We start from the raw sequence: 26,565 nt of genomic DNA on the forward strand, positions 1-26,565 counted from the left end.
CTAGGTGCGCGTCGGTCAGGTGCGGAGCTGGTCTCGCAGATAGGCCCGGCCGGCGGCCGCGCCGAGCACGACGGTCCACACCGCCAGGGTCACCAGGCCGCGCCCGCCGATCCAGCCGCCGGCGAGCACCGCCCGCCCGGCCTGCGCCGACCAGTACATGGGCAGCAGCTTCACGACGTCGGCGAGCCAGCCCGGGAAGTTCTCCACGGGCACCCAGATCCCGCCGGCCAGCGCCAGCAGGCTGAACACCCCACCGGTGATCGCCTGCATGTTCTCGGGGCGCACGAGGTAGCCGAGCCAGATCGCGAACGCCGCGAGCGGAACCAGGCCGAGCAGGATCGACGCGCCCGCGCCGAGGTACGTCCCGGCCGACAGCCGGACCCCGCGCATCGCGTCGCCGGCCACGAACACCGCGACGATCGGCAGCACGGCCAGGGTGAAGCCGGTGGTCGCCTTGGCCAGCACGTACTGCGGCCCGGTCAGGGCGGTCAGCCGTAGCTGCCGGTTCCAGCCGATGGACCGCTCGGTCGCGATCCGCCCGGCGCTGCCGAGGACGGCGTTCATCGCCCCGAACGACGCCATGCTGATCATGATGTAGGGGGCGACGGCGAGGTCGCCGAGGCGGTCGCCCTCGCTCCCGGCACTGAACGCGCCGAACAGGATGATCGGCAGAAGCAGGGTGAAGATCAGCAGTCGGGTGTTGCGCCAGACCCGGGTGATCTCGGACCGGACGTAGCGGACGTAGGTCAGCACCGCGTCCGCGGTGCCGTTGCCGCCGGCCCGGGTGCCGCCGGTCAGGGGGCCGGCGAAGGTGGCGGCCGGGGTGGAGGCGGCCGTGGCGGAGGCGGCCGTGGGGTCTGCCGCCATGGAGCTGCCCGCCGTGGTGGAGGCGATTGTGGGGTTGCCGGTCACCGGGTGATCTCCTGTCGGGCGCTGGGGTCGGTGGCGTCGTCAGTGGTCAGCGCCACGAAGGCGTCTTCCAGGCCGGCGCCGACGACCTCGATGTCCTCGGCGGCCGGGTGGGCGGCGAGCAGCGCACGCAGGGCCGCGTCGCTGTCGGGGCAGGTGAGCGTGACCGCGTCGCCGCGGCCCTCGACCCGGGCCACCCCCGGCAGCCGGCCGAGCCCGGCGAGCCCGGCCGCGTTTAACCCGCGCAGCGTGGCCCGGATCGTCCGGCCGCCGACGAGCGCCTTGACCTCCGTGGTCGGGCCGTCGGCGATGACCCGGCCGCGGCGCAGCAGGACGATCCGGTCGGCGAAGGCGTCGGCCTCCTCCAGGTAGTGGGTGGCGAACAGCACGGTCCGCCCGCCGGCCGCCCAGGCCCGCATCGATGCCCAGAACGCCCGGCGGCTCGCCACGTCCATCGCGGCCGTCGGCTCGTCGAGGACGATCAGGTCGGGGTCGGGGAGCAGGGCCAGGGCGAAGCGGACCCGCTGGCGCTGCCCGCCGGAGAGCCGGTCGGTGCGGGTGTCGGCGAGATCGCCGACCCCGGCGCGGGCCAGCACCTCCCGGGTCGGCAGCGCGCGGGGGTACAGGGCGCGCACGGCCGCCAGCATCTTCCCCACGGTGATCTCCGGCAGCAGCCCGCCGTTCTGCAGCATCGCGCCGACCAGCCCGGCGGTGCACGCCTGGCGGGGGGAGCGGCCGAACAGCCGGACCTCGCCGGAGTCGGGGCGGGTCAGGCCCAGCAGCATGTCGATCGTCGTCGACTTGCCGGCGCCGTTCGGGCCCAGCAGGGCGACCACCTCGCCCGGGGCCACGACCAGATCGACGCCGTCGACGGCCCGCACGCCGCCGTACCGCTTGCGTAGGCCGGCGAGATGCACGCTGTGTGGCGGCGCGCCAGGCGGCGGTGGGTTCCTCGTCATGGATCAAGGATCCCCGCCGCGCGCCGACGGTCCCAGTCATGACCGTCACCGCTCCCGCATGACAACAGTCATGGTGCCGCCGGCCGCCGATCTCGATTCTTGACACTTGCTGTGATCTACCTAACATGTAGAACTACGTGTTCTAGGTAATCCTCCCCGGATCCGCGGCTGCGTCTGGAGTCGACATGAGCACTGCCTCCCTTTCCGGGCCGGGACCGAACGGCCCGGTGCCCGTGTCGAGTCCGCCGCTCGCCGGACTGCGGGTGATCGACCTGTCGACGACGATGCCGGGGGCGCTGGCGACGCAGTTCCTGGCCGACGCCGGCGCCGACGTCGTCGGGGTCGAGCCGCCGGGGGGCAGCCCGCTGCGCCGCTCGCCGGCCTGGCCGGCTGTCGGCGGCGGCCGGCGCAGCGTCGTCGTGGACCTGCACCATCCGGCCGACCGGGACGTGCTCGACGGGCTGCTCGCCGGTGCCGACGTCGTGGTGACCACGCTGCGCCCAAGGACCGCCCGCCGCCTCGGCCTCGGCCCCGACGACCTCGCCCGGCACAGTCCGCGCCTGGTCAGCGTGGCGATCACGGGCTGGGGTTCGGCCGGACCCTGGGCGGACCTGAAGGGCTACGAGGCCCTGGTCATGGCCAAGCTCGGCATGTTCCACGCCAAGCGGCGGCTGGTCTCCCGGCCCGGCCCGGCATACAGCTCGGTCGCCTTCGCCACCTGGGGCGCCGCCCACACCGCCGTGCAGGGGATCGTGGCCGCGCTGGTCGAGCGGGAGTCGAGCGGGCGCGGCCAGCACGTGGAGGCCGACCTGGTCCGCGGCGTCAGCATGATCGACACCTGGAGCTGGTTCGAGCACCTCGTCGCGGTGCGCTTTCCCGACGCCTACCGGACCGTCGATGCCACCACCCCGGCGGGCGACCCGGTCAGCGCGCTGGTCTACCCGCTGCTCGTGGCGCCCACCAGGGACGGTCACTGGTTGCAGTTCGCCCAGGTCGAGCCCCGCCTGTTCGCGGCGATGCTGGCGGAGTTCGGCCTCACGCCGCTGCTCGCCGACCCGAAGTGGGCGGGACTACCCGTCCTGGAGACCCAGGAGTTACGCACCGAGCTCTGGGAGATCATGATCCGCAAGGTCGGGGAGCGCACCCTCGCGGACTGGCAGCAGGTCTTCGCGACCAACCCGGACATCAACGCCGAGGTGTTCACCGTCGGCTCGGGCGTGCTGGACCATCCGCAGATCCGTCATGACGGCCGCGTCGTCGTCCTCGACACCGCCGAGCACGGCCCGGTCCGCCGCCCCACCACCCTCGTGCACGTCGACGGCGCCCCGCTGACGCCGCCGCGCCCCGCCCCCCGGCTGGACGAGCACGGCGCCGACCTGCGCGCCGAGGCCGCCGCCCGCTCCGCCGGCCCGCCTGCCGCTGACCCGCCTGCGGCCGTCCCGGCTGCCGATCCCGCCGTGTCGGCGCCGGTCGGTCCGCCGCTGGCCGGCGTCACCATCCTGGAGTTCGGGCTGATGTTCGCGGCCCCGTTCGGCACGACCATGCTGGCCGACCTCGGCGCCCGCGTGATCAAGGTCGAGACGCTGGCGGGCGACACCATCCGCCGGATCCTGCCCTTCCCGGAGCTCGGCGCGGTGCGGGTCATGCAGGGCAAGGAGAGCATCGCCCTCGATCTCGACACCGACGAGGGCCGGTGCATCGTGCACGAGCTGGCCCGCCGCAGCGACGTGGTGCTGCAGGCGTTCCGCGCCGGCGCCGCCGCGCGGGCCGGCGTCGACGCGGCCACGCTGCGGGCGGTCAACCCGGACCTGATCTACGTCAACGCGCCGGGATACGGCACCGACGGCCCCTGCGGGGACAGGCCCGCCTACGCGCCGTCGATCGGCGCGGCCACCGGAATCGCGCTGACCGAGGCGCCGAGCGCGGCGAACGCCACCTCGCTCGCGGAGATCAAGTCCGCCTCCGTGCGGATCAGGTCGGCCGCGGCGGTGACCAGCTTGCAGGCCGACGGGCTCGCCGCGCTCGGCGTGGCCTCGGCGATCTCGCTCGGCCTGTTGGCCCGCACCCGTGGCCACCCCCTCGGCCCGATGACCGTCACCATGATCGCGACGGGCATGCACGCGCTGCTGGAGCAGGTCGTCGAGTACGCGGGCCGGCCGGCGCGGCCCGTCGTCGACGAGGGTGGTCACGGCCTGACCGCGCTCTACCGGATGTACCCGGCCGCGCGGGGCTGGGTGTTCCTCGCCTCGCCCACACCGCGGGAGTGGGCGGCGCTCGTCGCCACCCTCGCGGCGGATCCGGCCGTAGAGCTGGCCGCCGACCCCCTTGCCGTCGACCCCCTTGCCGCTGACCCTCGGTTCGCCACGGCCGCCGCCCGCGCCGAGCACGATCACGAGCTGGCCGTCGAACTCGGCCGGATCTTCGCCACCCGCCCCGCCGCCGAGTGGGAACAGCGGCTGACTGCCGCCGACGTGGGCTGCGTCGAGGTCACCGAGATGGACGCGGAGCTGCAGCTGCAGACCGACCCGGCGCTCGCCGCCGAGTACGCCTCGCCGGCCGTGAGCCCCATCTTCGACGACCACCTGCGTATGGGCCCACCGGTGCGCTTTTCCCGGTCGGCCACCCGCAGCCCGGGCGGCTGCCTGGCAGGCGAGCACACCGAGGCCATCCTGCGCGAGCTCGGCTACGGCGACGAGGAGATCAAGGACCTGCGGGCCCGTGCCGTCATCGGCTGACCCTCCGACCGAGGGACGACCAGGCCCCGGAGACAGCAGACCAATCTTGCTGAGGGCGCCACAGCCGCTGGTGGGACGTGGGCGAGTCGTACATCACGTTGTCGCTCATCAATCCTTCTCCGTCTTTCGTCGAGGCCAACGCGTTCAGCCGGCCCGCAGCGGGCCGAGCAGCGCCTGGACGTCCTCCAGCACGCGCAGCGTGTCGTTGAGATGGGTGCAGGTCGACGTCCCGAGGAAGGTCCGGCGTACGAACGGGCGCAGCCCGGCCAGCGGCATCCCGGCGAGCCGGGTGGCGCTCGCGGCGGCGGCCGGGCACTCGACGAACGGCAGCGCGCGGGGCGTGGCCTCGCAGCTCAGGAACGTCGACGTGGCCGTGTCGACCTCGGCGGTCACGGTGTACTCGTGGATGACGGTCGCCACGCCCTCGGGCAGGACGTAGGAGTCCCGGAACAGGGCGTCCACGTGGGCGCGGGCGGCGGAGCCGTCGAGACGGACGTCGACCCGGCGCGCCCGGCGCATGCCGCGCGGGGGCAGCGGCGGCGTGTCGTGCCAGGCCAGCGGGTCACCGGGGCGTTCGAGCGACGGGGCGACCGGACCGGTCACTACGGGTGAGCGGCCGAACGCCTCGACCTCGTTCATGATCGTCCCGCCCGTGGCGAAACCCGCGCACAGGTCCGTGACGTACCGGTAGTCGCCCTGGCGCATCGGCGGGATCGCCGGGGTGCCGGTCTCCCGCGCGTCCTGCGCGGCCGCGCTGTAGGCGTGGCCGGAGACGAGCGCCGCGCCGGGCAGGTCGTCCAGCAGCAGGTAGAGCAGGTCCTCCTCGGCGGCCACGGCCGGGTCGGCCTCGTCGAGCCGGGCGCGGAAGCCCGCGGCGACCGAGTATCCGATCAGCCCGGCCAGCGCCGGGCGCGCCGGGTCGCTGGTGATCTGCCGTAGCTCCCGCCCGGCGGTGAAGTCCACCACGGCGTGCACCATCGCCTCACCCAGCACCTCGGCGCCCGCGGCAGTGCCGCCCGCGCCGTCGCTGCCCGGTCGGGCGTCGGCGGTGCGCAGGTCGCGGCCCCGCGCGACGAGGTGCAGCGGGCCGCCGAACCCCTCGGGGCGCAGCATGTCGATCGTGGTGGTGCGGCGGACCGAGCCGGCCACGCGGGCGGGCGTGCCGCTGGTCGGTTCGTGGATGCCGTGTCGCGGATGCAGGATCCGCAGGGGAACTGTCGTCATCGGCGGCTGCACCTCCCTCTCGATGTGCGTTCCCGAGTCCCGACGAGACCCGCCCGCCGGATGATCCGCCGGGCCCGCCGCGTCCCGGCTGGTGGCCGTGCCCGGGGCTATCCAAATGAAAACGTCTTTTTCGGAGAGTTGTTCCCGTCGGCCCGGCTGTCAACCGGGTGCCGAACCCGGGACGGAGTCCGTCGCACGGGAGCCGTGGGTGGTGGCGGGCTCAGCTCACGCCGGTGGCGGGCCGACCGGTGGACGCGCCGAGGGCGCGGAAGACGAAGTCGGCGACCCGGTCCGCCGTCTCGGTGGGGCGCTCGACCGGCGGGCACAGGAGCTGGCGGTCCAGGGCCCGGCCGAGCACCGCCTGGATCTGCTCGGCGTCGGCCCGCGCATCCGCCCAGGGAAAGGAGCCGTCCTCGACGCCCCGGCGCAGGATCGCCGCGAGGGCCGCCTCCTGGTCGGTCTGGAACCGTTCCCGCTCCGCGGCGAAACCGCGGGCCCGGCGGGTCTCCTCGGAGCTCAGGATCAGCGCGCGGCGCCGGCGGGGTTCCGCGGACATCAGGTGCAGCACGCCGTCGATCCAGCGGCGCAACGCCTCGCGGGCGGTCGTGGCCGTGGCGATCGACGCGGTCAGCTCGGCGGTGACGCGCTCGCAGTCGCGGCGGAACAGCGCCAGCAGCAGGCTGTCCTTGGACGCGAAGTGGCGGTAGAAGGCGCGGGTCGACAGGCCCGCCGCGTGCAGGATGTCGGTGATCGACACGGAGACCCCGCCGCTCGCGAGCAGGCACCGGTACGCGGCGTCCATGATCAGTTCTCGCTCGTCGTCCTGGTCGTCCGGGACCGCCACCGCGCCACCTCCTCGCCGTCGCCCTCGTCGCGTCCAGTCGCGGGTCATGCCCCTCCCGGCCCCACCGCCTCCCGGAAGACCTGGACGATCACCCTACCGACCGTCGGGCCGCCCGCCCGGGTCCGACCCCACCTCCCGGCCGGGGGCCGTCGCGCGGGTCGGGCGCCCGTTTGCCAGGGTGGACGAATGGACCTGCGCATCTTCATCGAGCCCCAACAGGGCGCCTCCTACGAGCAGCAGCTCGCCGTGGCGAGGGCGGCCGAGGACGCCGGCTTCGACGGATTCTTCCGTTCCGACCACTACCTGCGGATGGGGCCGGGCGATCCGTCGCCGGGGCCCTCGGACTCCTGGGTGACGCTGGCGGCCCTGGCCCGCGAGACCTCGCGGATCCGGCTGGGCACGCTCGTCACCTCGGCGACCTTCCGGTTGCCCGGGCCGCTGGCCATCGCCGTCGCGCAGGTGGACGCGATGAGCGGCGGTCGCGTGGAGCTGGGCCTCGGCGCCGGCTGGTTCGAGGCGGAACACACCGACTACGGCATCCCGTTCCCCCCGGTCGAGGAGCGGTTCGACCGGCTGACCGAGCAGCTCGCGATCATCACCGGGCTGTGGGGAACCCCGCCCGGCGAGACGTTCTCCCACGACGGCCGGTACTACCAGCTCGCCGACAGCCCGGCGTTGCCGAAGCCGGTACAGCGGCCCCGGCCGCCGATCATCATCGGGGGAGCCGGGCCGCGGCGCACCCCGCAGCTCGCCGCCACCTACGCGGCCGAGTTCAACGCCGCCTTCGCCCCCGCCGAGGTGGTCGGGCAGCGGTTCGCCCGGGTCCGGGAGGTGGCCGCGGCGGCCGGCCGCGATCCGGCGGACCTCGTCTACTCCACCGCGAACGTCGTCGTCTGCGCGAAGTCGGACGCGGAACTCGCCCGGCGGGCCGAGCGCATCGGCCGCGAGGTCGACGAGCTGCGCACCAACGGCTTCGCCGGCACCCCCGAGGAGATCCTGGCCAGGCTCGCGACCTTCGGCCCCGACGGCGCCGGGGCGAGCCGGATCTACCTGCAGGTCCTCGACCTGGCGGACCTCGACCACCTCGACCTGATCGCCGCCGAGGTGCTCCCGCACGTCTGAGCGGGCGGGCGGCGGCTGCCGGGCCCCCGGCCTGGACCGGCGAGCCTCAGCCTCTCCTGGCGAGCTGGCGGCTCTCGACGGCCGTCTCGGCCGCCGCCGGCTCGGCGAGCAGCCCCCCCAGGGCCGCCGCGACCCGCTCCGAGATGATCGAGGCCAGGCCGTGCCGGGACCAGACGGCGAGCGGCAGGGACGCGGGCTTCGGCAGGTCGTCGCGGGCGATGAGCCCCTCGGGCGTCTGCCCCAGGGTGGCCATCAGGGCGACTCCGAGACCGGCCCCCACGGCCGCCTGGACGCCGGCGAGCTGGATCGCCTCAGCGCCGATCACCGCGGGGATCGCATGCGACGACAGGGCCTCCAACGCGCAGGTGCGCAGCGCGCAGGGATGGTCGAAGGCGACCACGGGCATCGGCTGCGTCGCCGCCGGCCGTCGCCACAGGGGCGAGGAGTACCAGGTCAGCTCCAGGTCGCCGACCGTGGTCGCGCGGGGATCGGTGGCCGGGCCGAGCAGCAGCGCCAGATCGATCCGCCCCGCCTCGAGCCCCTCGCGAAGGTTGGTGCCGCGGTCGATGCGGAAGCGGATGCGGTAGCGGGGCAACGACTGCTCCAGCGCCGCGGCGAGGAAGGGCAGCAGTTGCGCCGCGGCATGCTCCGTCGAGCCGATCACGACGGTCTCCTCGGTCTCCATGCCGAAGCCGTGCAGCGTCTCGTCGTGGATGGCGAGGATCCGGCGGGCCTGGCGGAGCAGGTGCTCGCCGTCGGGGGTCAGTCGGGAGCCGCGTCCCTGGCGTTCGACGAGCACGCGCCCGGTGGCGGACTCGAGCCGGCGCACGTGCTGGCTCACCGCCGCCTGGCTGAGGTGCAGCGACGTCGCGGCCCGCTGGAATCCGCCACACTCCGCGACAGCGACGAAGCTGCGCAGCGGGGCGATGTCCAGTATCCGTCGCATGTCGGTCAGGGTACTGGACATTCATAACCGAACGCGATTGATCGCCATAACGAAGCGTCGTTGGACATCCGGCCGCCGGACCAGCATGCTCATCCCCATGACCCAGTCGACGGCCGTGATGCTCACGTGTTGTCGTTGGCTGGATCTTGCCCGTGGCCAGGCAGCACTCTGTCGCTGACCTGATCGGTCGCTGCGCCGCCGCAGCCAAAGCCGTCGCCCGTTCCGGCGACGCTATGTAGCTATCTCCTTCTTTTTTCGCGTACTTCGGCGCGCCCCGTAGTCCAGCGCGTCCCGTGGTCCAGCGCGTCATTGTGCCGTGTCCGGAACCGGATTCGGTCCGCCGGACGACGCCGTCGTCGTGCGCGCTTCGCCCCCAGACCGGGAAGGTTCCACCATGCCTGTTCGCACGCTCAAACTGGGCGCCGTCCTCATCGGCGTCGGCGGTCCGGGGCAGCACAACACGTGGCTGAACCCCGAGATCCCGGGCGACGCCAGCGTGGATGTCCGCTGGTACATCGCCCGCGCCCAGGAGGCGGAGGCGGCAAGGTTCGATCACGTCTTCATCGTCGACAGCCAGTTCATCACCGCGGACTCGCCGAACCACTACCTCAGCCGGCTCGAGCCGTTGACGCTACTGTCCGCGATCGCCGTTCACACCCACCACATCGGCCTGGTCGGAACGATCACGACGTCCTACAACGAGCCCTTCAACGTCGCCCGCCGCCTCGCCTCGCTCGATCACATCAGCGGCGGCCGGGCCGGCTGGAACGTCGTCACCAGTGGCGACTCCGGAACGGCGGGCAACTACAGCCGCGACGAACACTTCGACTATCCGACCCGATACGGACGAGCGATCGAACACGTGCGAGTCGCGCAGGGGCTGTGGGATTCCTACGAGGCAGACGCCTTCCCCCGCGACAAAGAGCGGGGAGTGTTCTTCGATCGTAGCCGTCAGCATGCGCTCAATCACGCCGGCGAATACTTCTCCGTGGTCGGACCACTGAACCTGGAGCGCACTCCCCAGGGTCAGCCGGTCATCTTCCAGGCGGGCGACTCGGAGGAGGGCCGTGATCTCGGCGCGACTATCGCCGACGCAATCTTCACGCACTCGCAGACGCTCGAGCAGGCGCAGGCATTCCGGACCGAGCTGCGGGCTCGGGCGGCCGCCAAGGGCCGCGACCCGGAGAACCTGCTCATCGTTCCGGGGATTTCCCCGATCATCGCCGACACCGATGAGCAGGCCCGCGCCAAGGAGGACGCGATCCTCGGCGAGGGAAGCTTCGACCGGGCCCTGGCCGAGCTCGGCCGGCCCTTCGGCTGGCACGACTTCTCGCAGTACGACCTGGACGCGCCGTTCCCCGAGGTCGGAGATGTCGCCGAGCGCAGCTTCCGCACCCACGCGGAGGCGATCACGAAGCTGGCGCGGGACAACAGCCTGACGCTTCGCCAGGTGGTCGAGCACCAGTTGCGGGCGCGCCGCTCGCCGTTCGTCGGCTCGCCCCTGACCGTCGCGAACGAGATCGAGCGGTGGTTCACCGCCGGCGGCTTCGACGGCGTCAACATCACCGTGAACGCGCCGAGCGAGTTCGCGCGCTTCACCGACCAGGTCCTGCCGATCCTGCGTGAGCGGGGCGTCGTGCGCAGCGAATACGAGTCGACCACCCTGCGCGGCAATCTCGGCCTGCCGATTCCGGAGAACAGATACACGGCGGCCCGCCGCCAGGCGCAGTCCGCCGGCGACGCGCAGTCCGCCGGCGAGGTGGAGGTCGCCGGCGAGGTGGAGGCCGACAGTGCGCCTCCGGCGCTCGTCTCCTGAGCCGCCGCACATTCCCGTCGAAATCCGAACACAGCACGAACCCGAACAGAGAAAGAAGACGATGACCTCCGAGCGACACCTGCCATCCGCCCGCCGTACGAGACGCGGCGCCGTCCTCGGGGCCCTGCTGGCCCTCGCGGCCCTCGTTCTCAGCGCCTGCGGTTCCGGTTCCGGTGCCGGTGCCGCCGCCGCCGCCGGCGGCGGCGGCGGAGGCGGCAAGACTGCCACCCTGAAGTGGGCCTCCTCCTTCTTCCCGGCGCACTGGGATCCGGTGGTCGGGGGCAGCGGTGCCCAGTTCCGCATCCTCGCTCTGCCGTATGCCGCGCTGACGAGGACGGACGCGAAGGGCGACGCGGTCCCGGATCTGGCGCAGAGCTGGACCTACAACAGCGCCGGCGACGAGATCACGTTCCACCTGCGCCCGAAGCTGACCTTCAGCGACGGCACTCCGGTGAATGCCGCGGCGGTCAAGAACGCCATCGACCGGGCCAAGTCGCAGAAGAACTCGGCGCTGTTCGGCGACCTCACCTCGATCAAGTCGGTCACCACCAGCGGCGACCTGGACGTGGTCGTCCACCTCACCCAGGTCGATCACCAGATCCCGCTGCTGCTCGGTGAGCGCGTGCTGCAGATCGCGAGTCCCAAAGCCGCGGCGGATCCGGCGAAGCTCGACCAGAATCCGGTCGGCGCCGGACCGTTCGTCGTCACGCAGTTGATTCCGGGCACGAAGGTCCTGCTGAAGAAGAACCCGAACTACTGGGACGCCAAGAACATCCACATCGACAACGTGGAGCTGGTTTCGGCGCCCGACGTGTCGACGGTCGTCTCCGGCCTGCAGACGGGCGTCTACAACTTCGCCGACCTCGCCCCGAGCCAGGCGAAGGCCGCCAAGGCGGCCGGCCTCGACGTCTTCGTGCAGCCGGGCTTCAACGCCTCGAACATCAGCCTGAACATCAACAAGGAGCCGTTCAACAACCCCAAGGTCGTCGACGCGGTTCGCTACGCCACCAACCGGCAGGAGTTCGTCGACAAGCTCACCTTCGGGTACGGCAAGCCGACCAACCAGCCCTTCCCGCCCGGGTACATCGCCTACGACGAGAAGTCGGCGAACCTGTACCCCTACGACCCGGCGAAGGCGAAGCAGCTGCTCGAGCAGGCCGGCTTCAAGCCGGGCCAGATCAAGCTGGACCTGGTCATCTCGAAGGAGGACCCGGCGGCGGAGATCGTGCAGTCGCAGCTCGCGGCGGTTGGGATCACCATCACCATCAAGATCAACAAGAACTGGGCGACGCCCTTCTTCGCCAAGGATCTGACGCTCTCGCTGTACGGCACGACCGGGCGTGACTCGGCCGCTCAGACGCTCACGGCGCACTTCGGGCCGGACGGCCCGTTGAACCTCAGCTCGCCCTACGAGCCGGACGGCTTCGAGGCCGCGATCGCCAAGGTCCGCCAGACGCCGCTGGACGCGCCGGACTACCCGCAGATCCTGCAGGCGGCCACCCGCGTGGGCCTGCAGAGCAAGGCGCTCGTCTTCACCTACTCCAGCCCGAACCTGTTCGTCAAGAACAAGGCGATCTCCGCGCTGCCCGCCAACCCGGCCCACATCGACTGGACCGGCGTGACCATCGGCAACTGATCTCGCCGATCCACGCATCTCGCCGATCCACGCATCTCGCCGATCCACGCATCTAGCCGATCATCCACGCACGCCCATCAGGCCTGAAGAGAGGAGGCAACCCATGGCGGTGAGCACGGCTGACCACGCGGCCGTTGCCGACCCGGGCGTCGCGCTCGCCGCCGCCAGGGCGCGGCGGGCCGCCGGCCGCGTCCTGGTCACCCTCGCCCGCTCGGTCGCGATCTTCGTCCCGGTCTTCCTGGTGGCGACCTTCCTGACCTTCGCCCTGCGGGCGCTCAGCGGCCTGAGCCCCGCCAGCATCCAGCTCGGGGAGAGCGCCACCCCGGACGCGGTCGCCCGCATCGAGCACCAGTGGGGCCTGGACCGCCCGTTCCTCGCCCAGTACTGGAGCTGGTTCACCGACATCCTGCACGGCCAGCTCGGCGCGAGCTGGTCCAACGGCACGAACATCGCCGAGCTGATCAGCAACGGCCTGGCCATCAGCCTGTCGGTGGTGACGCTGGCACTGATCATCGGCGTGGTCTTCGGCTTCGGGCTCGGCACCCTGGCGGCGGTGCGCCGCACGACCTGGATCGACCGGGCGATCACGGGCTTCCTGACGGTCTTCTCGGTGATGCCGCCCTTCGTGGTCGGCATCGTCCTGGTGACCGTCTTCGCCGTCGGGCTCGGCTGGCTGCCGGCCGCGGGCTACGTGCCGGCGAGCGTGGGGACGTGGCCGTGGTTCACCCACATCCTGCTGCCGGCGCTGGCGCTCAGCCTCGACCCGATGGCCGACGTCGCCCGCCAGTTGCGCTCCGGTCTCATCGCGTCCTATCAGGAGAACTACGTGACCGGCGCGATCGTGCGCGGGCTCAGCCCGCGGCGGATCTTCTTCCGGCACGTGCTGCGCAACGGGGTGGGGCCGGCCCTGAGCGTGCTGGGCTGGCGGTTCCCCACGCTCATCGGCGGCTCCGTGGTCACCGAGTGGATCTTCGGGCTGCAGGGCTTCGGCCGGTTCGCCAACGACTCCGCACAGGCCGGGGACGTACCGGCGGTCCAGGGCGTGCTCGTCGTCTCGATCGTGCTGGTCGTCACCTTCAACCTGATCGTCAACATCGTCCTGGGCCGGGTCACCCCGGCCTCGCAGCGGGGGGTGTGACATGGTCCGTCGCGTCCTGGCGCTGCCGACCGGCCGGCTCGCCGTCGGCATTCTGTCCCTGATCGTCCTGCTGGCGATCCTCGGCCCGACCCTGGCTCCCCACAACCCGCTGGGGACGAGTGCACTGACCCTGACCGGCCCCTCCTGGGAGCACTGGCTCGGGACGGACTACCTCGGCCGGGACGTCTTCAGCCGGCTGCTCGCCGGGTCACGCACCAGCGTGCTCGGCTCGGTCGAGGTCGCGCTGATCGCGCTGACCGTCGGCGTCGTCCCGGGCATCCTGTCGGTGTACTTCGGCCGGGTGTTCGAGTGGCTCACGCTGCGGATCGCCGACACGCTCATCGCGCTGCCGTTCCTCATCTACGCCGTGGCCGTCACCGCGCTGCTCGGCAACGGGATTCCGCAGGCGATGTTCACCGTCGGCGTGCTCGTCTCCCCGCTGTTCTACCGGGTCGCGCGGGCGGCGACGCTGGCGGTCGCCCGCTCGCAGTACGTCGAGGCGGCGCTGATCTCCGGCGCGTCGATCGGCTGGATCGCGCGCCGGCACGTGTGGGGGAAGGTGCTGCCGCCCGTCGCGGTGGCGCTGGCCCAGACGATCGGCGTCGGCTTCGTCGTCGTCTCCAGCCTGAGTTTCCTCGGCATCGGGGTGCAGCCGCCGGCGCCGACCTGGGGTGGCCTGCTCGCCTCCGACCTCGGCTACCTGTCCTACCAGCCGTGGGCCCCGGCTGTCCCCGCCCTGCTGATCATGGCGACGGTGTGGGGCAGCAACCTGCTGGCCGACGCGATCCGTGACGTGTCCGGGGAGGCGGGCCGCGCGCTGCTGCACAGCCGCCGGGCGCGCGCCCGCCGCCTCGACCCAGCCGAACCGATTCCCGCCGGAGGCGTCGCCCCATGACGAGAACCCGTTCCAATGCCACGGTCACCGCCACGGTGCCCGCGGCGCGTCCGGCGGACCCTCCCGCCGCGCACTCGCCCGCAGTGGACGTGCCTGCCGTGGACCCACCGGCCGTGGGCTCGGGGGATCCGCCGGCCGCCCAGGCCGCCGTGCTGGCGGTCCGCGACGTGCGGATCCGCGACGACGTCAACGACCGCGAGATCGTGCACGGCGTCTCGTTCGAACTCAGGCCCGGCCGGGCCGTCGGCATCGTGGGGGAGTCGGGCAGCGGCAAGACGCTGACCTGCCGCGCGATCCTCGGCATCCTGCCGGCGCACTTCGCCGTGGCCGGTGGGTCGATCGAGATCGCCGGGCGCGACATCGCCCGGCTGACGACCCCGCAGTGGACGGACCTGCGCGGATCGACGATCAGCGCGGTGTTCCAGGACCCCGCCTCCTACCTCAACCCGTCCCTCAAGGTGGGAGTGCAGATCGCGGAGGTCATCCAGGTCAAGTCCGGGCTGCGGCGGCGCGACGCGCGTCGCCGCGCGCTCGAGCTGCTGACCGCGGTGCACCTGCGCGACCCCGAGCTCGTCTACGACCAGTACACCTACGAGCTGTCCGGCGGGATGCTCCAGCGCGTCCTCATCGCCACCGCGATCGCCGCCGACCCGCAGGTGCTCATCGCCGACGAGGCGACCACCGCCCTGGACGTGACCGTGCAGGCCGAGATCCTCGACCTGCTCGCCGACCTGCGGGAGCGCCGCGGCCTCGCGCTCGTCGTCGTGTCCCACGACCTCGCCGTCGTCGCGCAGGTCTGCGACGAGGTGCTGGTGATGCGCGCGGGCGAGGTCGTCGAGCACGGGGCGACCGCGGACGTGCTCTACCACCCGCGCCACGAGTACACCCGCCTGCTGATCGCCGAACACGAGCAGTACGGCCTGGACCGCTACCTGGCCGACACCGACACCGACACCGGCGCCGGCGGCGGCGGCGAGCAGCGGAAGGAGCTGGACGGTGTCCGCTGACGGCCGGCCGGTCCTGGAAGTCGCCGATCTCGAGGTCCATTACGGACTGCGGCGGCGCCGGCGTCGGGTGCTGCAGGGTGTCTCGCTGTCGGTGGCCTGCGGCGAGACCGTGGGCGTGATCGGCGAGACCGGCTCGGGCAAGTCGACCTTCGCCCGTGCGGTGCTCGGCCTGGTGCGGGCCTCCGGCGGCCGGATCCTCATCGACGGCGAGGACGTGTCCCGGTACTCCCCCCGGCAGTGGCGCGCGCTGCGTCGCCGCGGCGTCGTCCAGTACGTGTTCCAGGATCCGCTGCGCAGCCTCGATCCCGACCTGCCCATCGAGGAGTCCCTCATCGAGCCGTTGCTCGTCCAGGGCGTGGGCCGCAAGGAGGCGATCGAGCGCGGGCGCGCCTACCTCGCGCGCGTCCGCCTGGACAGCGAGCTGTTCGGCCGCCTGCCCGGGGAGCTCTCCGGCGGCCAGCGCCAGCGCGTCGCGGTGGCCCGCGCCCTGGTCACCGAGCCCGCGCTGATCATCCTGGACGAGCCGGTGAGCGCCCTGGACTCCGCCAACCGGGTCGGAATCCTGGAGATCCTCAAGGAACTACGCGACGCCGGCGTCGCACTGATCTTCATCTCGCACGACCTCGGCTCCGTCGCCGGCGTCGCCGACCGCGTCGCGGTGCTCTACCAGGGCGAGTTCGTCGAGGTGGGGGACGCCCGCGCGGTCATCAGCGCCCCCCGACACCCCTACGCCCGGCTGCTCGTCGGTTCGGCGCCGACGCTGCGCTCCGCCGCCGCCAGCCGGGCCGAGCGCGACGCGCTGCGCGCCCTGCTGCACGCCTGACCCCGGTCCGGCCTGACCCCTGACCAGGCCGGACGTCATCCGTCAGAAGGGAACCCGACATGGCCCGCACGCTCCATCTCGCCCTGAGCGCCTACGGCGTCGGCGGCCCCGGCCAGCACGGCCTGTGGAAGGACCCGCGCGTCCCGAACAACGCCAGCGTCGACATCAACTACTACATCCGCCAGGCGCAGACCGCCGAGCAGGCGCTGTTCGACGCGTACTTCATCGTCGACAGCCAGTTCATCAACGCCGGCTACCCGGCGCACTACCTCAGCCGGCTCGAACCGCTGACGCTGCTGTCGGCGGTCGCGACCCACACCCGCCACATCGGCCTGATCGGTACGGCGAGTTCGACGTACAACTCGCCGTTCAACCTCGCCCGCCGGTTCGCCTCGCTGGATCACATCAGCGGCGGGCGCGCCGGCTGGAACGTCGTGACCAGCTTCGACACCGGCACCTCGCGTAACTACGGGCTCGACGAGCACCTCGACTACGGCACCCGCTACGGCCGGGCGCTCGAGGCGGTCGAGGTCGTGCGCGGGTTGTGGGACTCCTACGAGCCCGATGCCTTCCCCGCTGACGTCGAACGCAACCTCTTCCTCGACCCGACGAAGCTGCACGCCCTCGATCACGTCGGCGAGCACTTCAAGGTCGCCGGGCCGCTCAACCTCGACCGGTCGCCGCAGGGTCAGCCGGTCATCTTCCAGGCGGGCGTCTCCGAGGAGGGCCGCACCCTGGCCGCCCACGTCGCGGAGGGCATCTACGCCCCCGGGGGGTCGCTGGCGGAATCGCAGGACTACTACGCCGACATCAAGCGGCGGGCCGCGGCGCTCGGGCGCGATCCCGACCACGTCGTCATCCTCGTCGGCGCCAGCCCCGTCGTCGCCGCCACCGACGCCGACGCGCACCGGCTCTCGCGCGACATCTTCGAGGCCGACAACGACTTCGACCGCAAGCTCGGCTTCCTCGGCCGCAGCTTCGGTGCCTACGACTTCAGCGGGCACGACCTCGACGCGCCGTTCCCCGACCTCGCGCACCTGGCCGAGAAGGGCGGGCGCACCCGCGGCCTGGAGATCGTCCGGCAGGCCCGCGACGAGGGGCTCACCCTGCGGCAGGTCGTCGAGACGGTCACCGAGTACGCGCCGTCGCCGTTCACCGGCGCGCCGGACACCGTCGTCGACGCGATCGAGCAGTGGTTCACCACCGGCGCGGCCGACGGGCTGAACCTCCGCTTCCGCACCCACGACGACCTCGAGCGCTTCGTCGCCGACGTCGTCCCGTCGCTGCAGAAGCGCGGCCTGTTCCGCACCGAGTACACCGGCGACACGCTGCGGGACAACCTCGGCCTGCCGATCCCGGTCAACCGCTACGCGCGCGAGCGCGAGACCGCGGCCGCACAGGCCTGAGGAGGACCACCATGACGGAGTATTCGGCGGACCAGGCTCCCGCGGGCCTGGCCGACTCGGACCTGGCCTACTCGGCCACGGGTGGGCGCGACGTCCACACCGTGCACTTCCCCACCGCCACGCCGCCGACCGAGGTCGACGTGCTGATCGTCGGCGCCGGCCCGGTGGGCCTGTCGGCGGCCGTGGAGCTCACCGCCCGGGGGGTGCGGGTCGCCGTCGTCGACCGCGCCCGCACCGCGACGCTGGTCCGGGCCGGCGCGATGGGCCACAGCCCGCGCACGGTGGAGCACTTCCGCCGCTGGGGGCTGCTGCAACGGATCCGCGACGAGTGGACCTTCCCGCCGGAGTGGAACCAGGGCATCCGGCTGGTCACCTCGCTCGTCGGTCACGAGCTCCTCGCCCCCCGCCGCCCGTCCTTCGCGGGTTCGGCCGGCGGTGGCCACTCGGCCGCGGAGGCGCTGCGCCGTCCGCAGAGCGCGCTGCAGCGGGTCTTCCTCGACCACCTCGACCGGCGCGGCGTCGGGGTGGCCGGCGGCTGGCGGCTGGTGGCGCTGCGGGAGAGCGTCGACCGGATCGAGGCCGACGTGCTCCCCGAGGATGGTGAGTCCGGCGCGCGGCGCACCATCCGGGCGCGCTACCTGCTCGGCGCGGACGGTGGCAGCAGCACCGTCCGCCGGCTCGCCGGCATCGAACGCGACGGCGCCCACGCCACCGAGAAGCGGCTGCGGCTCATCGTGCGCACGCAGGACATCTCCGACCGGGTCGGCCCGGCGCCCAGCGGTACCAACATCGTGTTCAACCAGCGGGCCGCCGGCTTCCTCGCCGCGGTGAGCACCCGCGAGTGGCGCGTGTACGCCGGGCCGTACCCGCTCGACCACACCCCCACCGAGGCGGAACTGCTCGACTCCGCCCGGGCCGCCTTCGGGTTCGATCTCGACCTGGAACTGGTCTCGTCGACGACCTTCTACGACGCCACCCGGATCGCGCGGACGTTCCGCCGCGGGCGGGTGCTGCTGGCCGGCGACGCCGCGCACGTGCGCACCCCCGGCGGCAACCTCGGCGAGGGCTTCGGCGATGTGGTCAACCTCGGCTGGAAGCTCGCCGCCGTGCTCGCCGGTCAGGCCCCCGAGGAGCTGCTGGACTCCTACGACCAGGAGCGCCGCCGGCACAACTGGCGGATCGCCGAGCACGCGCTGGAGCGTTCGCGGCACTCGCACGCACTGCTGGCGGAACTGCGCCGGCTCGGCATCCCCGACGACGCCGACGACAGCCCGCAGGCCGAGGCGCGCCGCGCCGAGATCCGCGCCCGGATCAGCCAGGGCGCTCTCGGCGCGCCCGGCGTGACCTTCGACGAGCGCTACGACGCGTCGTCGGCGATCTGGTACGAGGACGGCCAGCTCGACGCCGAACCACCGTGGCGTGCGGACGTCTACCAGGACGACCCGCGGCCGGGACACCGCGCACCGGACGGCTTCGTCGACCCCTACGGCGGCACCCTCTACGACCGCATCGGCAACGGCTTCGCGCTGCTCGTGCTGTCCGCGGACCGGGAGGTGGAACGGGCCCTCGTCGCCGAGGCGCTCGTCCGATCGCTGCCGTTCACGGTCGTCCACCTCACCGACCCGGCGGTGCGCGCGCTGTACGGCGCCGACAACGTGCTGGTCCGCCCCGACCAGCACGTGGCCTGGCGCGGCGCCGAGCTTCCCACCGCCGGCGCCGGCGCCGTCCTCGACCTCGTCCTCGGTGCCGGCCAGGTGATCGGTGCCGGCCAGGTGATCGGCGTCGAGCAGGTCGTCGGCGTCGAGCAGGTCGCCGTCCCTGCCGGCGCGACCGCATCCGCTCGATCCTGAAAGGCGTCGGTATGACCGCTGAGTCCGCCACTGCCGAGTCCGCCACTGCCGAGTCCGCCACCGGCGGATCCGCTTCGCCGCGCTTCCGGCTCGGCTTCCTCACCCACGTCCAGGGTCCGGGCGACCTGGCAGCCACCTACGACCACGCGCAGGAGCTGTTCGTCGCCGCCGACGAACTCGGCTTCGACGTCGGCTGGGTGGCCCAGCACCACGTCTCCCTGGGCGGCGGTGGGCTGCCCTCACCCTGGACGTTCCTGGCCTACGCCGCCGCGCGCACCCGGCGCATCCGGCTCGCCACCGCGATCACGATCCTGCCGCTGGAGGACCCGGTCCGGTTGGCCGAGGACGTGTCGGTCGTCGACACGCTCAGCGGCGGCCGGGTCGAGATCGGCGTCGGCAGCGGTGGCAGCGAGCTGGAGTACGCCGCCTTCGGCCGGGACGTGGGTCGCCGGCGCGAGCTGACCAGCGAGGGGCTGGCGGTGCTGCGCAAGGCGCTTGCGAACGAGGAGGTCGGCGCGCCCGGCTTCACCATCCAGCCACCCGCTCGGGACTTCACCGACCGGATCTGGCAGGGCGTCTTCAGCGGTCCGGGTGCCGAGTACGCCGCGGCCTCGGGTTCGAACCTGCTGCTCAACCGCGCCGCCTACGGCTACGACGAGCCCACCGACACCGTGCAGCGGCCCTGGGCCGACGCTTACCTCGCCGCGTGGAACCGGCCGCGCCCGCCGCGCATCGGACTGTCGCGGTTCATCTTTCCCGCGGCCGACCGGCGGACCGCACTGGCCCAGATCGGGCCGCACGTGCTCGCGGCCGCACGACGGTTCTCCGAGCACGACGCCTTCCCGAACGGACACAGCGCCTTCCCGAAGGGAATCGACACCGACGAGGCGCTGCGCCGGTTCCACTCCTTCTACGGCCATCCGGAGGAGATCGTCGCGCAGCTGCGGCAGGAGCGGGTCCTGCCGGTCGCCACGGATCTGATCGCCCAGTTCAACCCGGCGGTCCTCGACCACGATGTGGCGATCCGGGCGCTCGAACTCATCGCCACCGAGGTCGCACCCGCCCTGGGCTGGAAACCCGCCTCCCCTGCCGCGCCCGCACTGGCCGGAGCCTGACCCCGATCACTGGGGCCGACGCCGCTGCTTGGACGTCCACCGCTCACCTCGCCGTGATCGTCGCCCGAGTGTCGCCGGCCGCCGGGGCGAGCAGGGCGAGCTCCTGCGCGGCGGCGGCGAAGCGTGCCCCGCCCAGCCCGGCCGGTCCACGGGCCGGATCGAACCCGTCGACATCCTCGACGTCGCCGGCGCGGTCGACGTCGCCGCTCGGGACGGCCGAGGTCGCGGCGAGGGCCCGCAGCCGGCGGGACGCCTCGGCGCTGCCGGCCCGGCCGGCCATCGCCGCGTGCAGGGCGGCGCGCAGCCGGTCGGGGGTCAGCCGCTTCGCCGGCAGGCTGACCCCGGCGCCGGCCTGGACCACCCGGCGGGCGACCTCCGGCTGGTCGCGGCCGAACGGCACCGCGACGATCGGCACCCCCGCCGCCACCGCCTTGTGGACGATGCCCATCCCGCCGTGGCAGACGACCGCCGCCGCCCGCTCGAGCACCGGACCGTGCGGGACGAACCGCTCGGCGCGCACGTTGGCCGCCGCCGGCAGGTCGACCCGGCCGTGGGCGTCGGCGAGGGTGACGAGCACCCGTACCGGTTCGTCGCGCAGCGCCTCGACGGCCACCTCGGCGAGCCGCTCGTCGCCCTGGTAGTCGGTGGACATCGTGACGAGCACCCAGGGGTCGCCGGGCTCGGCCAGCCAGTCGGGCACCGCGGCCGGCGGGTCCCAGACCTGGGCGCCGACGAAGCAGACGTTCGCCGGCGCGTCCACCCGCGGGTACTCCAGCGGGTCGCCGGCGAGGACCAGCAGCCGGTCGGCGCTGAGGAAGTGGTCCAGCGGGTTCGTCAGCGCGGGCAGGCCCGCCCCGGCGCGCAGCGCGTTGAGCGGCGGCAGCATCGCCTTGCCGTACTGGCGGATCACCAGCGGCCACAGCGCCCGGTCCCGCACCCAGCCGAGGGGCCCGCGGGCCGGGGCGAGGCCCAGCCCGTACGGCGGGATGCCGCGTCCGGGCAGCGCGATGAGGGACGGCAGCGTGATCGCCCACGGCCGGCCGGACGCCTGCGCGGCCACCGCGGCGCCGTAGGCGTTGGTGTCGACGAGGACGACATCGGGGTCGACGGCGTCGATCGCCGCGGTCAGGTCGGCCCGTTCGAGCGGTCCTCGGGCCATCAGCCCGGCCAGCGCCAGCCGGAGCTGGTCGGCGCCGCTGCCGGCGGCGTCGTCGCGCACGACGATCTCGTCGATGCGCGGATCGAGAGGTTCGGCGTCGAGACCGGCGCGCCGGGCGGTGTCGACGAGCGCGGCACCGACGCGCAGCCGGACGTCGTGGCCGCGTTCCTGGAGCGCGAGCAGGCCGGGGACGAGGGGAAACAGGTGCCCGGCGGCGGTTGAGCAGTGGACGAGGTAACGCGTCATGGCGGTCTCCTGGCGTGGCGGGGTCTGGCGTTGCAGGGGTCTGGCGGGGNGGGGGAGCGGAGGAGGGCGTGCGACATCCACCGCCGACTCCCGACCTGTGCCGGGCTGCGGCGGCTGTCGGGCCTGCGGCGGGCATCGGGCCTGCGGCGGGCATCGGGATCGCTGGCGGGCGTCGGCGCGGACGTCGTCGCCGCGCGGTCTGACGGACGAGCCCCCGGTTATCCAGAGGCTTCCGGGCCCGATCTATCCCTCTGGATGAGCGGGACGGTGGGCGGGCGAGTGGGCGGGAAGGCGGGCATGGTGGCGGCAGGCCGAGACGAGGTCGGCGACGGCCGCGCGCGCGGCGGCCACCGACAGGTCCTGGTCGCGGCGTAGGACGAGCCAGAGTTCGACGCCGCAGACGGCGGCGAGGCGGCCGGCGAGGTCGTCCCGGGCGGCGGGGGGCAGGGGATCGAGGTCGGCGGCGAAGACCGCCTCGATCCACTCCCGGTGGGCCCGTCGGCCGGCGTCGGCGCTCTCCTTCAGCGCCGGGGAGGCGTCCTGCTGGTGCAGGGCGCGTTCGGTGATCCGCCCCCACTGCTCGTAGTGCCGGGCCAGCCGGTCGGTCACCCCGGCGAGGTCGTCGCCGGCCGGGCGGATGTCGCCCGGGTCGCCGCGGGTGGCGGCGATCTGCGGCACGATCCAGCCGTTGACGGCTCGGACGAGGCCGTCCTTGGTCCCGACGCGGCGGATGACGGTCTGCAGGCCGACGCCGGCCCGCTCGGCGACCGCCGGCAGGGTGATGTGCTCGAACGAACGATCGACGAAGAGCTCGGTGGCCGCGCGCAGGATCCGCTCGGTGTTCGCGTCGGTGGTCTCGGCCCGCCGGCGCTGCCGGTACGTCCGGCTCGGCTCCGTATTCACGGTATGAACCATACCGCGAAATTGCCGCCCAAGGGTGTCGTATGCACGTCAGAGGTGGTGGAACGGAGGTGGTGGTGCGTGGAAGGTTCCCGTTTGTGCTCCCGGCCACTATGAGCCGCATCACATCTACCGCTGACGTGAGATGGAGGCACTAGCCTTCCAGCCGTGACGACTTCCGACACCACCGCCGGCACCTCGCCGCCCGGGGCCGATGACGTCCCCACCGTGTCCGGTTCGGACAACTACAAGTGGATCGCCCTGTCGAACACGACCATCGGCATCCTGATGGCGACGATCAACAGTTCGATCCTGATCATCGCGCTCCCGGACATCTTCCGGGGCATCAAGGTCGACCCGCTCGCCCCGGGGAACACCTCGTACTTCCTGTGGACCCTGATGGGATTCATGCTGGTCACGTCGGTGCTCGTGGTGAGCCTCGGCCGGGTCGGCGACATGTTCGGCCGGGTGCGGATGTACAACCTCGGCTTCGCGGTCTTCACCGCGTTCTCGATCCTGCTGGCCGTCACCTGGATGCACGGCACGACCGCCGCGTTGTGGATCATCATCATGCGGGTCGGGCAGGGCGTCGGCGGCGCGTTCCTGTTCGCCAACTCCAGCGCGATCATCGCCGACGCGTTCCCGGAGAACGAGCGTGGACTGGCCCTGGGCATCAACGGTGTGGCGGCCATCGCCGGGTCGTTCCTCGGCCTGCTGGTGGGCGGCCTGCTCGCCCCGGTCGAGTGGCACCTGGTGTTCCTGGTGTCGGTGCCGTTCGGGATCTTCGGGACGGTCTGGGCCTACCTGAAGCTGCGCGACAACGGCGTGCGCACCCAGGCCCGGATCGACTGGGCCGGCAACATCACCTTCGCCATCGGGCTCATCGCGATCCTGACCGGCATCGTCTATGGGCTGCAGCCCTACGGCGGCCACACGATGGGCTGGACCAAGCCGTTCGTGCTGGTCTGCCTGTTCGGCGGGCTCGCCGTGCTGATCGGATTCGTCCTCATCGAGCTGCGCTCGTCGGACCCGATGTTCAAGCTGGAGCTGTTCAAGAACCGCGCCTTCACCATGGGTAGCCTCGCCGCACTGCTCGGCGCGCTCGCCCGTGGTGGTCTGCAGTTCATGATCATCATCTGGTTGCAGGGGATCTGGCTGCCGCTGCACGGCTACAGCTTCGAGCGGACGCCGCTGTGGGCCGGCATCTACATGATCCCGCTCACCGTCGGCTTCCTGCTCTCCGGACCGGTGGCCGGCCGGCTCGCCGACCGCTACGGCGCGCGCCCGTTCGCCACCCTCGGACTGGTCGCCACGGCCGTCGCGTTCCTGCTGTTCAACGTGATCCCGATCGACTTCAACTACGTGGCGTTCGCGGCCATCCTGCTGCTGATGGGCCTGTCCATGGGCCTGTTCGCCGCGCCGAACACCAGCGCCGTGATGAACACCCTGCCGCCGAACCAGCGCGGTGCCGGCGCCGGGATGCTCAACACGTTCCAGAACTCGGCCAGCGTGCTGTCCATCGGCGTGTTCTTCACCGTCATCGCGCTGGGTCTCGCCTCCAGCCTGCCGGACGCCATGTTCTCCGGCCTCACCGCGCAGGGCGTCAACCCGGCCAAGGCCCACGAGCTGGCGAACCTGCCGCCGATCGGCAGCCTGTTCTCCGCGTTCCTCGGGATCAACCCGACCGAGCAGCTCCTCGGTCCGGACACGCTGCACGCCCTCGCCCCGAGCAAGGCCCAGTTCCTCACGGGGCACACGTTCTTCCCGAACCTCATCGCCAGTCCGTTCGGTGACGGCCTGCACCTGGCCTTCTACTTCGCCGCCATCGCCTGCGCGCTCGGCGCGGTGCTGTCCTGGCTGCGTGGCAAGGACGCCCCGCACGTGCGCCACTCGCTGCGCGAGGATGTCGGTGAGGGCCTGGCCGGCGCCGGCGACATCGCGGCGATGGAGGATGGCGCGGGCAGCGCCCTGCCCACGGCGGACAGTGACACACTGGCCGCCGAACGGTAAGGGCCGCCGAACGGTAAGGGCCGCCGAACGATGAGGGCGGCCCCTGACCCGGCACGTCCCAGCCCAGAGAGGTCCTGACAGCCGATGGGCGATACCGCCGACGACGAGGAGGCGCCACCCGCCCGCGGCGCAGGCGTGAGAAACAATCGTGGGGTGCGTGACAAGGACGAGGTGAAGAAGACGGCGCGCGAGCTGTGCGGCATCGGCCAGGCCGCGCAGGAGCTCGGAGTCTCGGTGCGGGCGCTGCGGTACTACCAGGAGGTGGGCCTGCTCACCCCGTCCGGGCGGACCTCCGGCGGCAACCGACTCTACGCCGACTCCGACCTCGCCCGGGTCCGCCGGATCCGGGAGCTGCAGACCCTGCTCGGCTTCAACCTGGATGAGATCGGGACCATCCTCGCCTACGAGGACCGGCTCGCCCAGGTCCGGGTGGAGTTCCACGCCGCCTCCGACGACGGCGACCGGCTGCGGCTGCTGTCCGAGGGCGAGACCGCGTATGTCAAGCTCCGCGCGGAGATCGACGAGAAGATCAGCCGGCTGGCGGCCTTCCGCGACGAGATCGACGAGCGGCTCGAACGGATGAACCGGTTCCGCGACGGCGCCGTCGCCCGCTCCTCCTGACTCGGCCGTCACCGGCCACCCGGCGGGGATCAGCCACCCGGCGGAGGTTCAGCCACCCGGCGGGCCGCGGCGCTGCCGGCCCGCCGGGCGGGGCAGTTCGGCGGCGAGCAGGGCCACGTCGTCGTTCAGGGTCGAGCGGCTCCACGCCCGCACCCGGTCCACCAGGTCGGCGACGGACTCCTCCAGCGTGCCGCGGGACAGCGCCGCCTGCGCCGCGGGCAGCAGCGGGAAGAAGCGGCCAGTCGTCGGGTCGCGGGCCTCGGTGATGCCGTCGGTGTAGAGCAGCAGACGATCCCCGGGCCGCAGCGTGACCTCGACAGTGTTCTCGGTGGCGCCCCCGATGGCGCCCGTGGCATCGGCGAGCAGGCCCAACGGCGGCAGCCGGGTGGGGACGCAGAGCAGGCTCGCCCGCCCGGCGCGCACCAACACCGGATCGGGATGGCCCGCGTTGGCCAGCCACAGCCGCCGGCCGTCGATCTGCCCGACCACCGCGGTGACGAAGTCGTCGAGCTCGCAGACCTCGGCGACCTCGGCGTTCAGACCCGCCAGCACCGCGGGCAGGTTGTCCGCGGCCCGGCCGACGAACCGGAAGCAGCCGAGCACCCGGCTGGCGATGCGCACCGCGTCGAGGCCCTTGCCGCGCACGTCGCCGACGAGCAGGCGGGTGCCCCACGCGGTGTCGACGACCTCGTACAGATCCCCGCCGATCCGCGCCTCGGCCGCGGCGCTCTCGTAGCGCACCGCGAAGTGCAGGCCCCCGGACGAGCGCGGCACCGCGGCGAGGATCGACTGCTGGGCCACCTCCGCCACCCGGGTGACGTTCTGCAGTTTCGTCTCCCGCCGGGTGTTGTACCGGCTGACCAGCACTGCCAGCACACCGCCCACGGCAACCCCGCCCAGGCGTACCGCCTGGGCGGTCGGGCCGCCATCGCTCTGGCCGAACAGATGATCGTAAATGCCGAGCATGACGCCCACGCCGATCGCCAGCACCCCGTACAGCGCGGTCAACCGAGGGCCACCGAACGTGGCGGCGAGCATCGGGCTCAGCACCGCCAGTTCCAGGACGGTCCACTCCCGGTTGCTCAGTTCCAACGCGGCGACCCCGGCCAACATGAGCAGTGGCAGCAGTGCGGTGAACCAACGCCCCGGCCGAGATGACAGTGCCGTCAACGTGGGGCACCGCCGAGCCCGAGGACGGGCCGCA

The 26,565-nt window shown here is 72.6% G+C and carries 21 protein-coding genes; 13 read left to right on the top strand and 8 right to left on the bottom strand.

Going from position 1 to position 26,565, the window contains the following annotated elements; all coding sequences use genetic code 11:
• Positions 1 to 15 precede the first annotated feature (15 nt).
• On the bottom strand, positions 16 to 912 hold the full coding sequence (locus FF36_RS10365; RefSeq protein WP_082121810.1) for an ABC transporter permease: 897 nt from the start codon (positions 910 to 912) through the stop codon (positions 16 to 18).
• On the bottom strand, positions 909 to 1,868 hold the full coding sequence (locus tag FF36_RS10370) for an ABC transporter ATP-binding protein (protein WP_044884806.1): 960 nt from the start codon (positions 1,866 to 1,868) through the stop codon (positions 909 to 911). The genes FF36_RS10365 and FF36_RS10370 overlap by 4 nt, the downstream gene beginning before the upstream one ends.
• 185 nt (positions 1,869 to 2,053) lie before the next feature.
• Between FF36_RS10370 and FF36_RS10375 the strand changes: the two genes are divergently transcribed.
• On the top strand, positions 2,054 to 4,603 hold the full coding sequence (locus tag FF36_RS10375; protein WP_044884807.1) for a CaiB/BaiF CoA transferase family protein: 2,550 nt from the start codon (positions 2,054 to 2,056) through the stop codon (positions 4,601 to 4,603).
• A gap of 144 nt (positions 4,604 to 4,747) precedes the next feature.
• Here FF36_RS10375 and FF36_RS10380 read toward each other — a convergent pair whose 3' ends face one another.
• The gene (locus FF36_RS10380; RefSeq protein ID WP_044884891.1) at positions 4,748 to 5,827 is read right to left on the bottom strand and encodes a DUF2889 domain-containing protein; all 1,080 of its coding nucleotides are present in this window, start codon (positions 5,825 to 5,827) and stop codon (positions 4,748 to 4,750) included.
• 220 nt (positions 5,828 to 6,047) lie between these two features.
• Positions 6,048 to 6,671, bottom strand: a complete 624-nt coding sequence (locus FF36_RS10385; protein ID WP_082121811.1) for a TetR/AcrR family transcriptional regulator — start codon at positions 6,669 to 6,671, stop codon at positions 6,048 to 6,050.
• A 186-nt stretch (positions 6,672 to 6,857) separates the two neighbouring features.
• Between FF36_RS10385 and FF36_RS10390 the strand changes: the two genes are divergently transcribed.
• Positions 6,858 to 7,793 (top strand): LLM class F420-dependent oxidoreductase, encoded by a 936-nt coding sequence (locus FF36_RS10390; protein WP_044884808.1) that lies wholly within the window; start codon positions 6,858 to 6,860, stop codon positions 7,791 to 7,793.
• A gap of 46 nt (positions 7,794 to 7,839) precedes the next feature.
• Here the strand turns inward: FF36_RS10390 and FF36_RS10395 are convergent, their stop codons facing one another.
• The gene (locus tag FF36_RS10395) at positions 7,840 to 8,760 is read right to left on the bottom strand and encodes a LysR family transcriptional regulator (protein WP_082121812.1); all 921 of its coding nucleotides are present in this window, start codon (positions 8,758 to 8,760) and stop codon (positions 7,840 to 7,842) included.
• Positions 8,761 to 9,133: 373 nt separating this feature from the next.
• Here FF36_RS10395 and FF36_RS10400 point away from each other — a divergent pair, with 373 nt between their 5' ends.
• The 9 genes from FF36_RS10400 (at position 9,134) to FF36_RS10440 (ending at position 20,425) form a co-directional block, all read left to right on the top strand.
• Positions 9,134 to 10,555: an NtaA/DmoA family FMN-dependent monooxygenase gene (locus FF36_RS10400; protein WP_044884894.1), complete on the top strand. Its 1,422-nt coding sequence runs from the start codon at positions 9,134 to 9,136 to the stop codon at positions 10,553 to 10,555.
• A 61-nt stretch (positions 10,556 to 10,616) separates the two neighbouring features.
• The gene (locus FF36_RS10405; protein ID WP_044884809.1) at positions 10,617 to 12,191 is read left to right on the top strand and encodes an ABC transporter substrate-binding protein; all 1,575 of its coding nucleotides are present in this window, start codon (positions 10,617 to 10,619) and stop codon (positions 12,189 to 12,191) included.
• A 103-nt stretch (positions 12,192 to 12,294) separates the two neighbouring features.
• Entirely contained in the window at positions 12,295 to 13,329 is a 1,035-nt protein-coding gene (locus tag FF36_RS10410) for an ABC transporter permease (protein ID WP_044884810.1), read from the top strand.
• A 1-nt stretch (position 13,330) separates the two neighbouring features.
• A complete protein-coding gene (locus FF36_RS10415) occupies positions 13,331 to 14,224 on the top strand; it encodes an ABC transporter permease (RefSeq protein WP_044884811.1) in 894 nt (297 codons plus the stop codon).
• Positions 14,221 to 15,231 (top strand): ABC transporter ATP-binding protein, encoded by a 1,011-nt coding sequence (locus FF36_RS10420; protein WP_095212130.1) that lies wholly within the window; start codon positions 14,221 to 14,223, stop codon positions 15,229 to 15,231. The genes FF36_RS10415 and FF36_RS10420 overlap by 4 nt, the downstream gene beginning before the upstream one ends.
• Positions 15,221 to 16,054 (top strand): ABC transporter ATP-binding protein, encoded by an 834-nt coding sequence (locus FF36_RS10425; RefSeq protein ID WP_044884812.1) that lies wholly within the window; start codon positions 15,221 to 15,223, stop codon positions 16,052 to 16,054. The genes FF36_RS10420 and FF36_RS10425 overlap by 11 nt, the downstream gene beginning before the upstream one ends.
• 59 nt (positions 16,055 to 16,113) lie before the next feature.
• Positions 16,114 to 17,460 (top strand): NtaA/DmoA family FMN-dependent monooxygenase, encoded by a 1,347-nt coding sequence (locus tag FF36_RS10430; protein ID WP_044884813.1) that lies wholly within the window; start codon positions 16,114 to 16,116, stop codon positions 17,458 to 17,460.
• Positions 17,461 to 17,471: 11 nt separating this feature from the next.
• Positions 17,472 to 19,310, top strand: a complete 1,839-nt coding sequence (locus FF36_RS10435; RefSeq protein WP_082121813.1) for an FAD-dependent oxidoreductase — start codon at positions 17,472 to 17,474, stop codon at positions 19,308 to 19,310.
• An 11-nt stretch (positions 19,311 to 19,321) separates the two neighbouring features.
• The gene (locus FF36_RS10440; protein ID WP_044884814.1) at positions 19,322 to 20,425 is read left to right on the top strand and encodes an LLM class flavin-dependent oxidoreductase; all 1,104 of its coding nucleotides are present in this window, start codon (positions 19,322 to 19,324) and stop codon (positions 20,423 to 20,425) included.
• A gap of 43 nt (positions 20,426 to 20,468) precedes the next feature.
• Here FF36_RS10440 and FF36_RS40360 read toward each other — a convergent pair whose 3' ends face one another.
• Both FF36_RS40360 and FF36_RS10450 read right to left on the bottom strand, forming a co-directional pair.
• A complete protein-coding gene (locus FF36_RS40360; protein ID WP_044884815.1) occupies positions 20,469 to 21,830 on the bottom strand; it encodes a nucleotide disphospho-sugar-binding domain-containing protein in 1,362 nt (453 codons plus the stop codon).
• 243 nt (positions 21,831 to 22,073) lie between these two features.
• Complete coding sequence (locus FF36_RS10450; protein WP_339325602.1) at positions 22,074 to 22,733, bottom strand: TetR family transcriptional regulator; 660 nt, start codon at positions 22,731 to 22,733, stop codon at positions 22,074 to 22,076.
• A 165-nt stretch (positions 22,734 to 22,898) separates the two neighbouring features.
• Here FF36_RS10450 and FF36_RS10455 point away from each other — a divergent pair, with 165 nt between their 5' ends.
• Entirely contained in the window at positions 22,899 to 24,740 is a 1,842-nt protein-coding gene (locus tag FF36_RS10455) for an MFS transporter (protein ID WP_044884817.1), read from the top strand.
• Between the two features lie 84 nt (positions 24,741 to 24,824).
• On the top strand, positions 24,825 to 25,361 hold the full coding sequence (locus FF36_RS10460) for a MerR family transcriptional regulator (RefSeq protein WP_044884818.1): 537 nt from the start codon (positions 24,825 to 24,827) through the stop codon (positions 25,359 to 25,361).
• Between the two features lie 48 nt (positions 25,362 to 25,409).
• Here the strand turns inward: FF36_RS10460 and FF36_RS10465 are convergent, their stop codons facing one another.
• Entirely contained in the window at positions 25,410 to 26,531 is a 1,122-nt protein-coding gene (locus FF36_RS10465) for a PP2C family protein-serine/threonine phosphatase (RefSeq protein ID WP_082121814.1), read from the bottom strand.
• Between the last annotated feature and the right edge of the window lie 34 nt (positions 26,532 to 26,565).

This window comes from Frankia torreyi (assembly GCF_000948395.1).
GTDB lineage: Bacteria > Actinomycetota > Actinomycetes > Frankiales > Frankiaceae > Frankia > Frankia torreyi.

What these genes read in the sequence shown, in the direction of transcription:
- FF36_RS10370 (WP_044884806.1), bottom strand. Translation starts at nt 1,868, where the DNA reads ATGACGAGGAACCCACCGCCGCCTGGCGCGCCGCCACACAGCGTGCAT.
- FF36_RS10375 (WP_044884807.1), top strand. Translation starts at nt 2,054, where the DNA reads ATGAGCACTGCCTCCCTTTCCGGGCCGGGACCGAACGGCCCGGTGCCC.
- FF36_RS10380 (WP_044884891.1), bottom strand. Translation starts at nt 5,827, where the DNA reads ATGACGACAGTTCCCCTGCGGATCCTGCATCCGCGACACGGCATCCAC.
- FF36_RS10390 (WP_044884808.1), top strand. Translation starts at nt 6,858, where the DNA reads ATGGACCTGCGCATCTTCATCGAGCCCCAACAGGGCGCCTCCTACGAG.
- FF36_RS10395 (WP_082121812.1), bottom strand. Translation starts at nt 8,760, where the DNA reads ATGTCCAGTACCCTGACCGACATGCGACGGATACTGGACATCGCCCCG.
- FF36_RS10400 (WP_044884894.1), top strand. Translation starts at nt 9,134, where the DNA reads ATGCCTGTTCGCACGCTCAAACTGGGCGCCGTCCTCATCGGCGTCGGC.
- FF36_RS10405 (WP_044884809.1), top strand. Translation starts at nt 10,617, where the DNA reads ATGACCTCCGAGCGACACCTGCCATCCGCCCGCCGTACGAGACGCGGC.
- FF36_RS10410 (WP_044884810.1), top strand. Translation starts at nt 12,295, where the DNA reads ATGGCGGTGAGCACGGCTGACCACGCGGCCGTTGCCGACCCGGGCGTC.
- FF36_RS10415 (WP_044884811.1), top strand. Translation starts at nt 13,331, where the DNA reads ATGGTCCGTCGCGTCCTGGCGCTGCCGACCGGCCGGCTCGCCGTCGGC.
- FF36_RS10420 (WP_095212130.1), top strand. Translation starts at nt 14,221, where the DNA reads ATGACGAGAACCCGTTCCAATGCCACGGTCACCGCCACGGTGCCCGCG.
- FF36_RS10430 (WP_044884813.1), top strand. Translation starts at nt 16,114, where the DNA reads ATGGCCCGCACGCTCCATCTCGCCCTGAGCGCCTACGGCGTCGGCGGC.
- FF36_RS10435 (WP_082121813.1), top strand. Translation starts at nt 17,472, where the DNA reads ATGACGGAGTATTCGGCGGACCAGGCTCCCGCGGGCCTGGCCGACTCG.
- FF36_RS10440 (WP_044884814.1), top strand. Translation starts at nt 19,322, where the DNA reads ATGACCGCTGAGTCCGCCACTGCCGAGTCCGCCACTGCCGAGTCCGCC.
- FF36_RS40360 (WP_044884815.1), bottom strand. Translation starts at nt 21,830, where the DNA reads ATGACGCGTTACCTCGTCCACTGCTCAACCGCCGCCGGGCACCTGTTT.
- FF36_RS10460 (WP_044884818.1), top strand. Translation starts at nt 24,825, where the DNA reads ATGGGCGATACCGCCGACGACGAGGAGGCGCCACCCGCCCGCGGCGCA.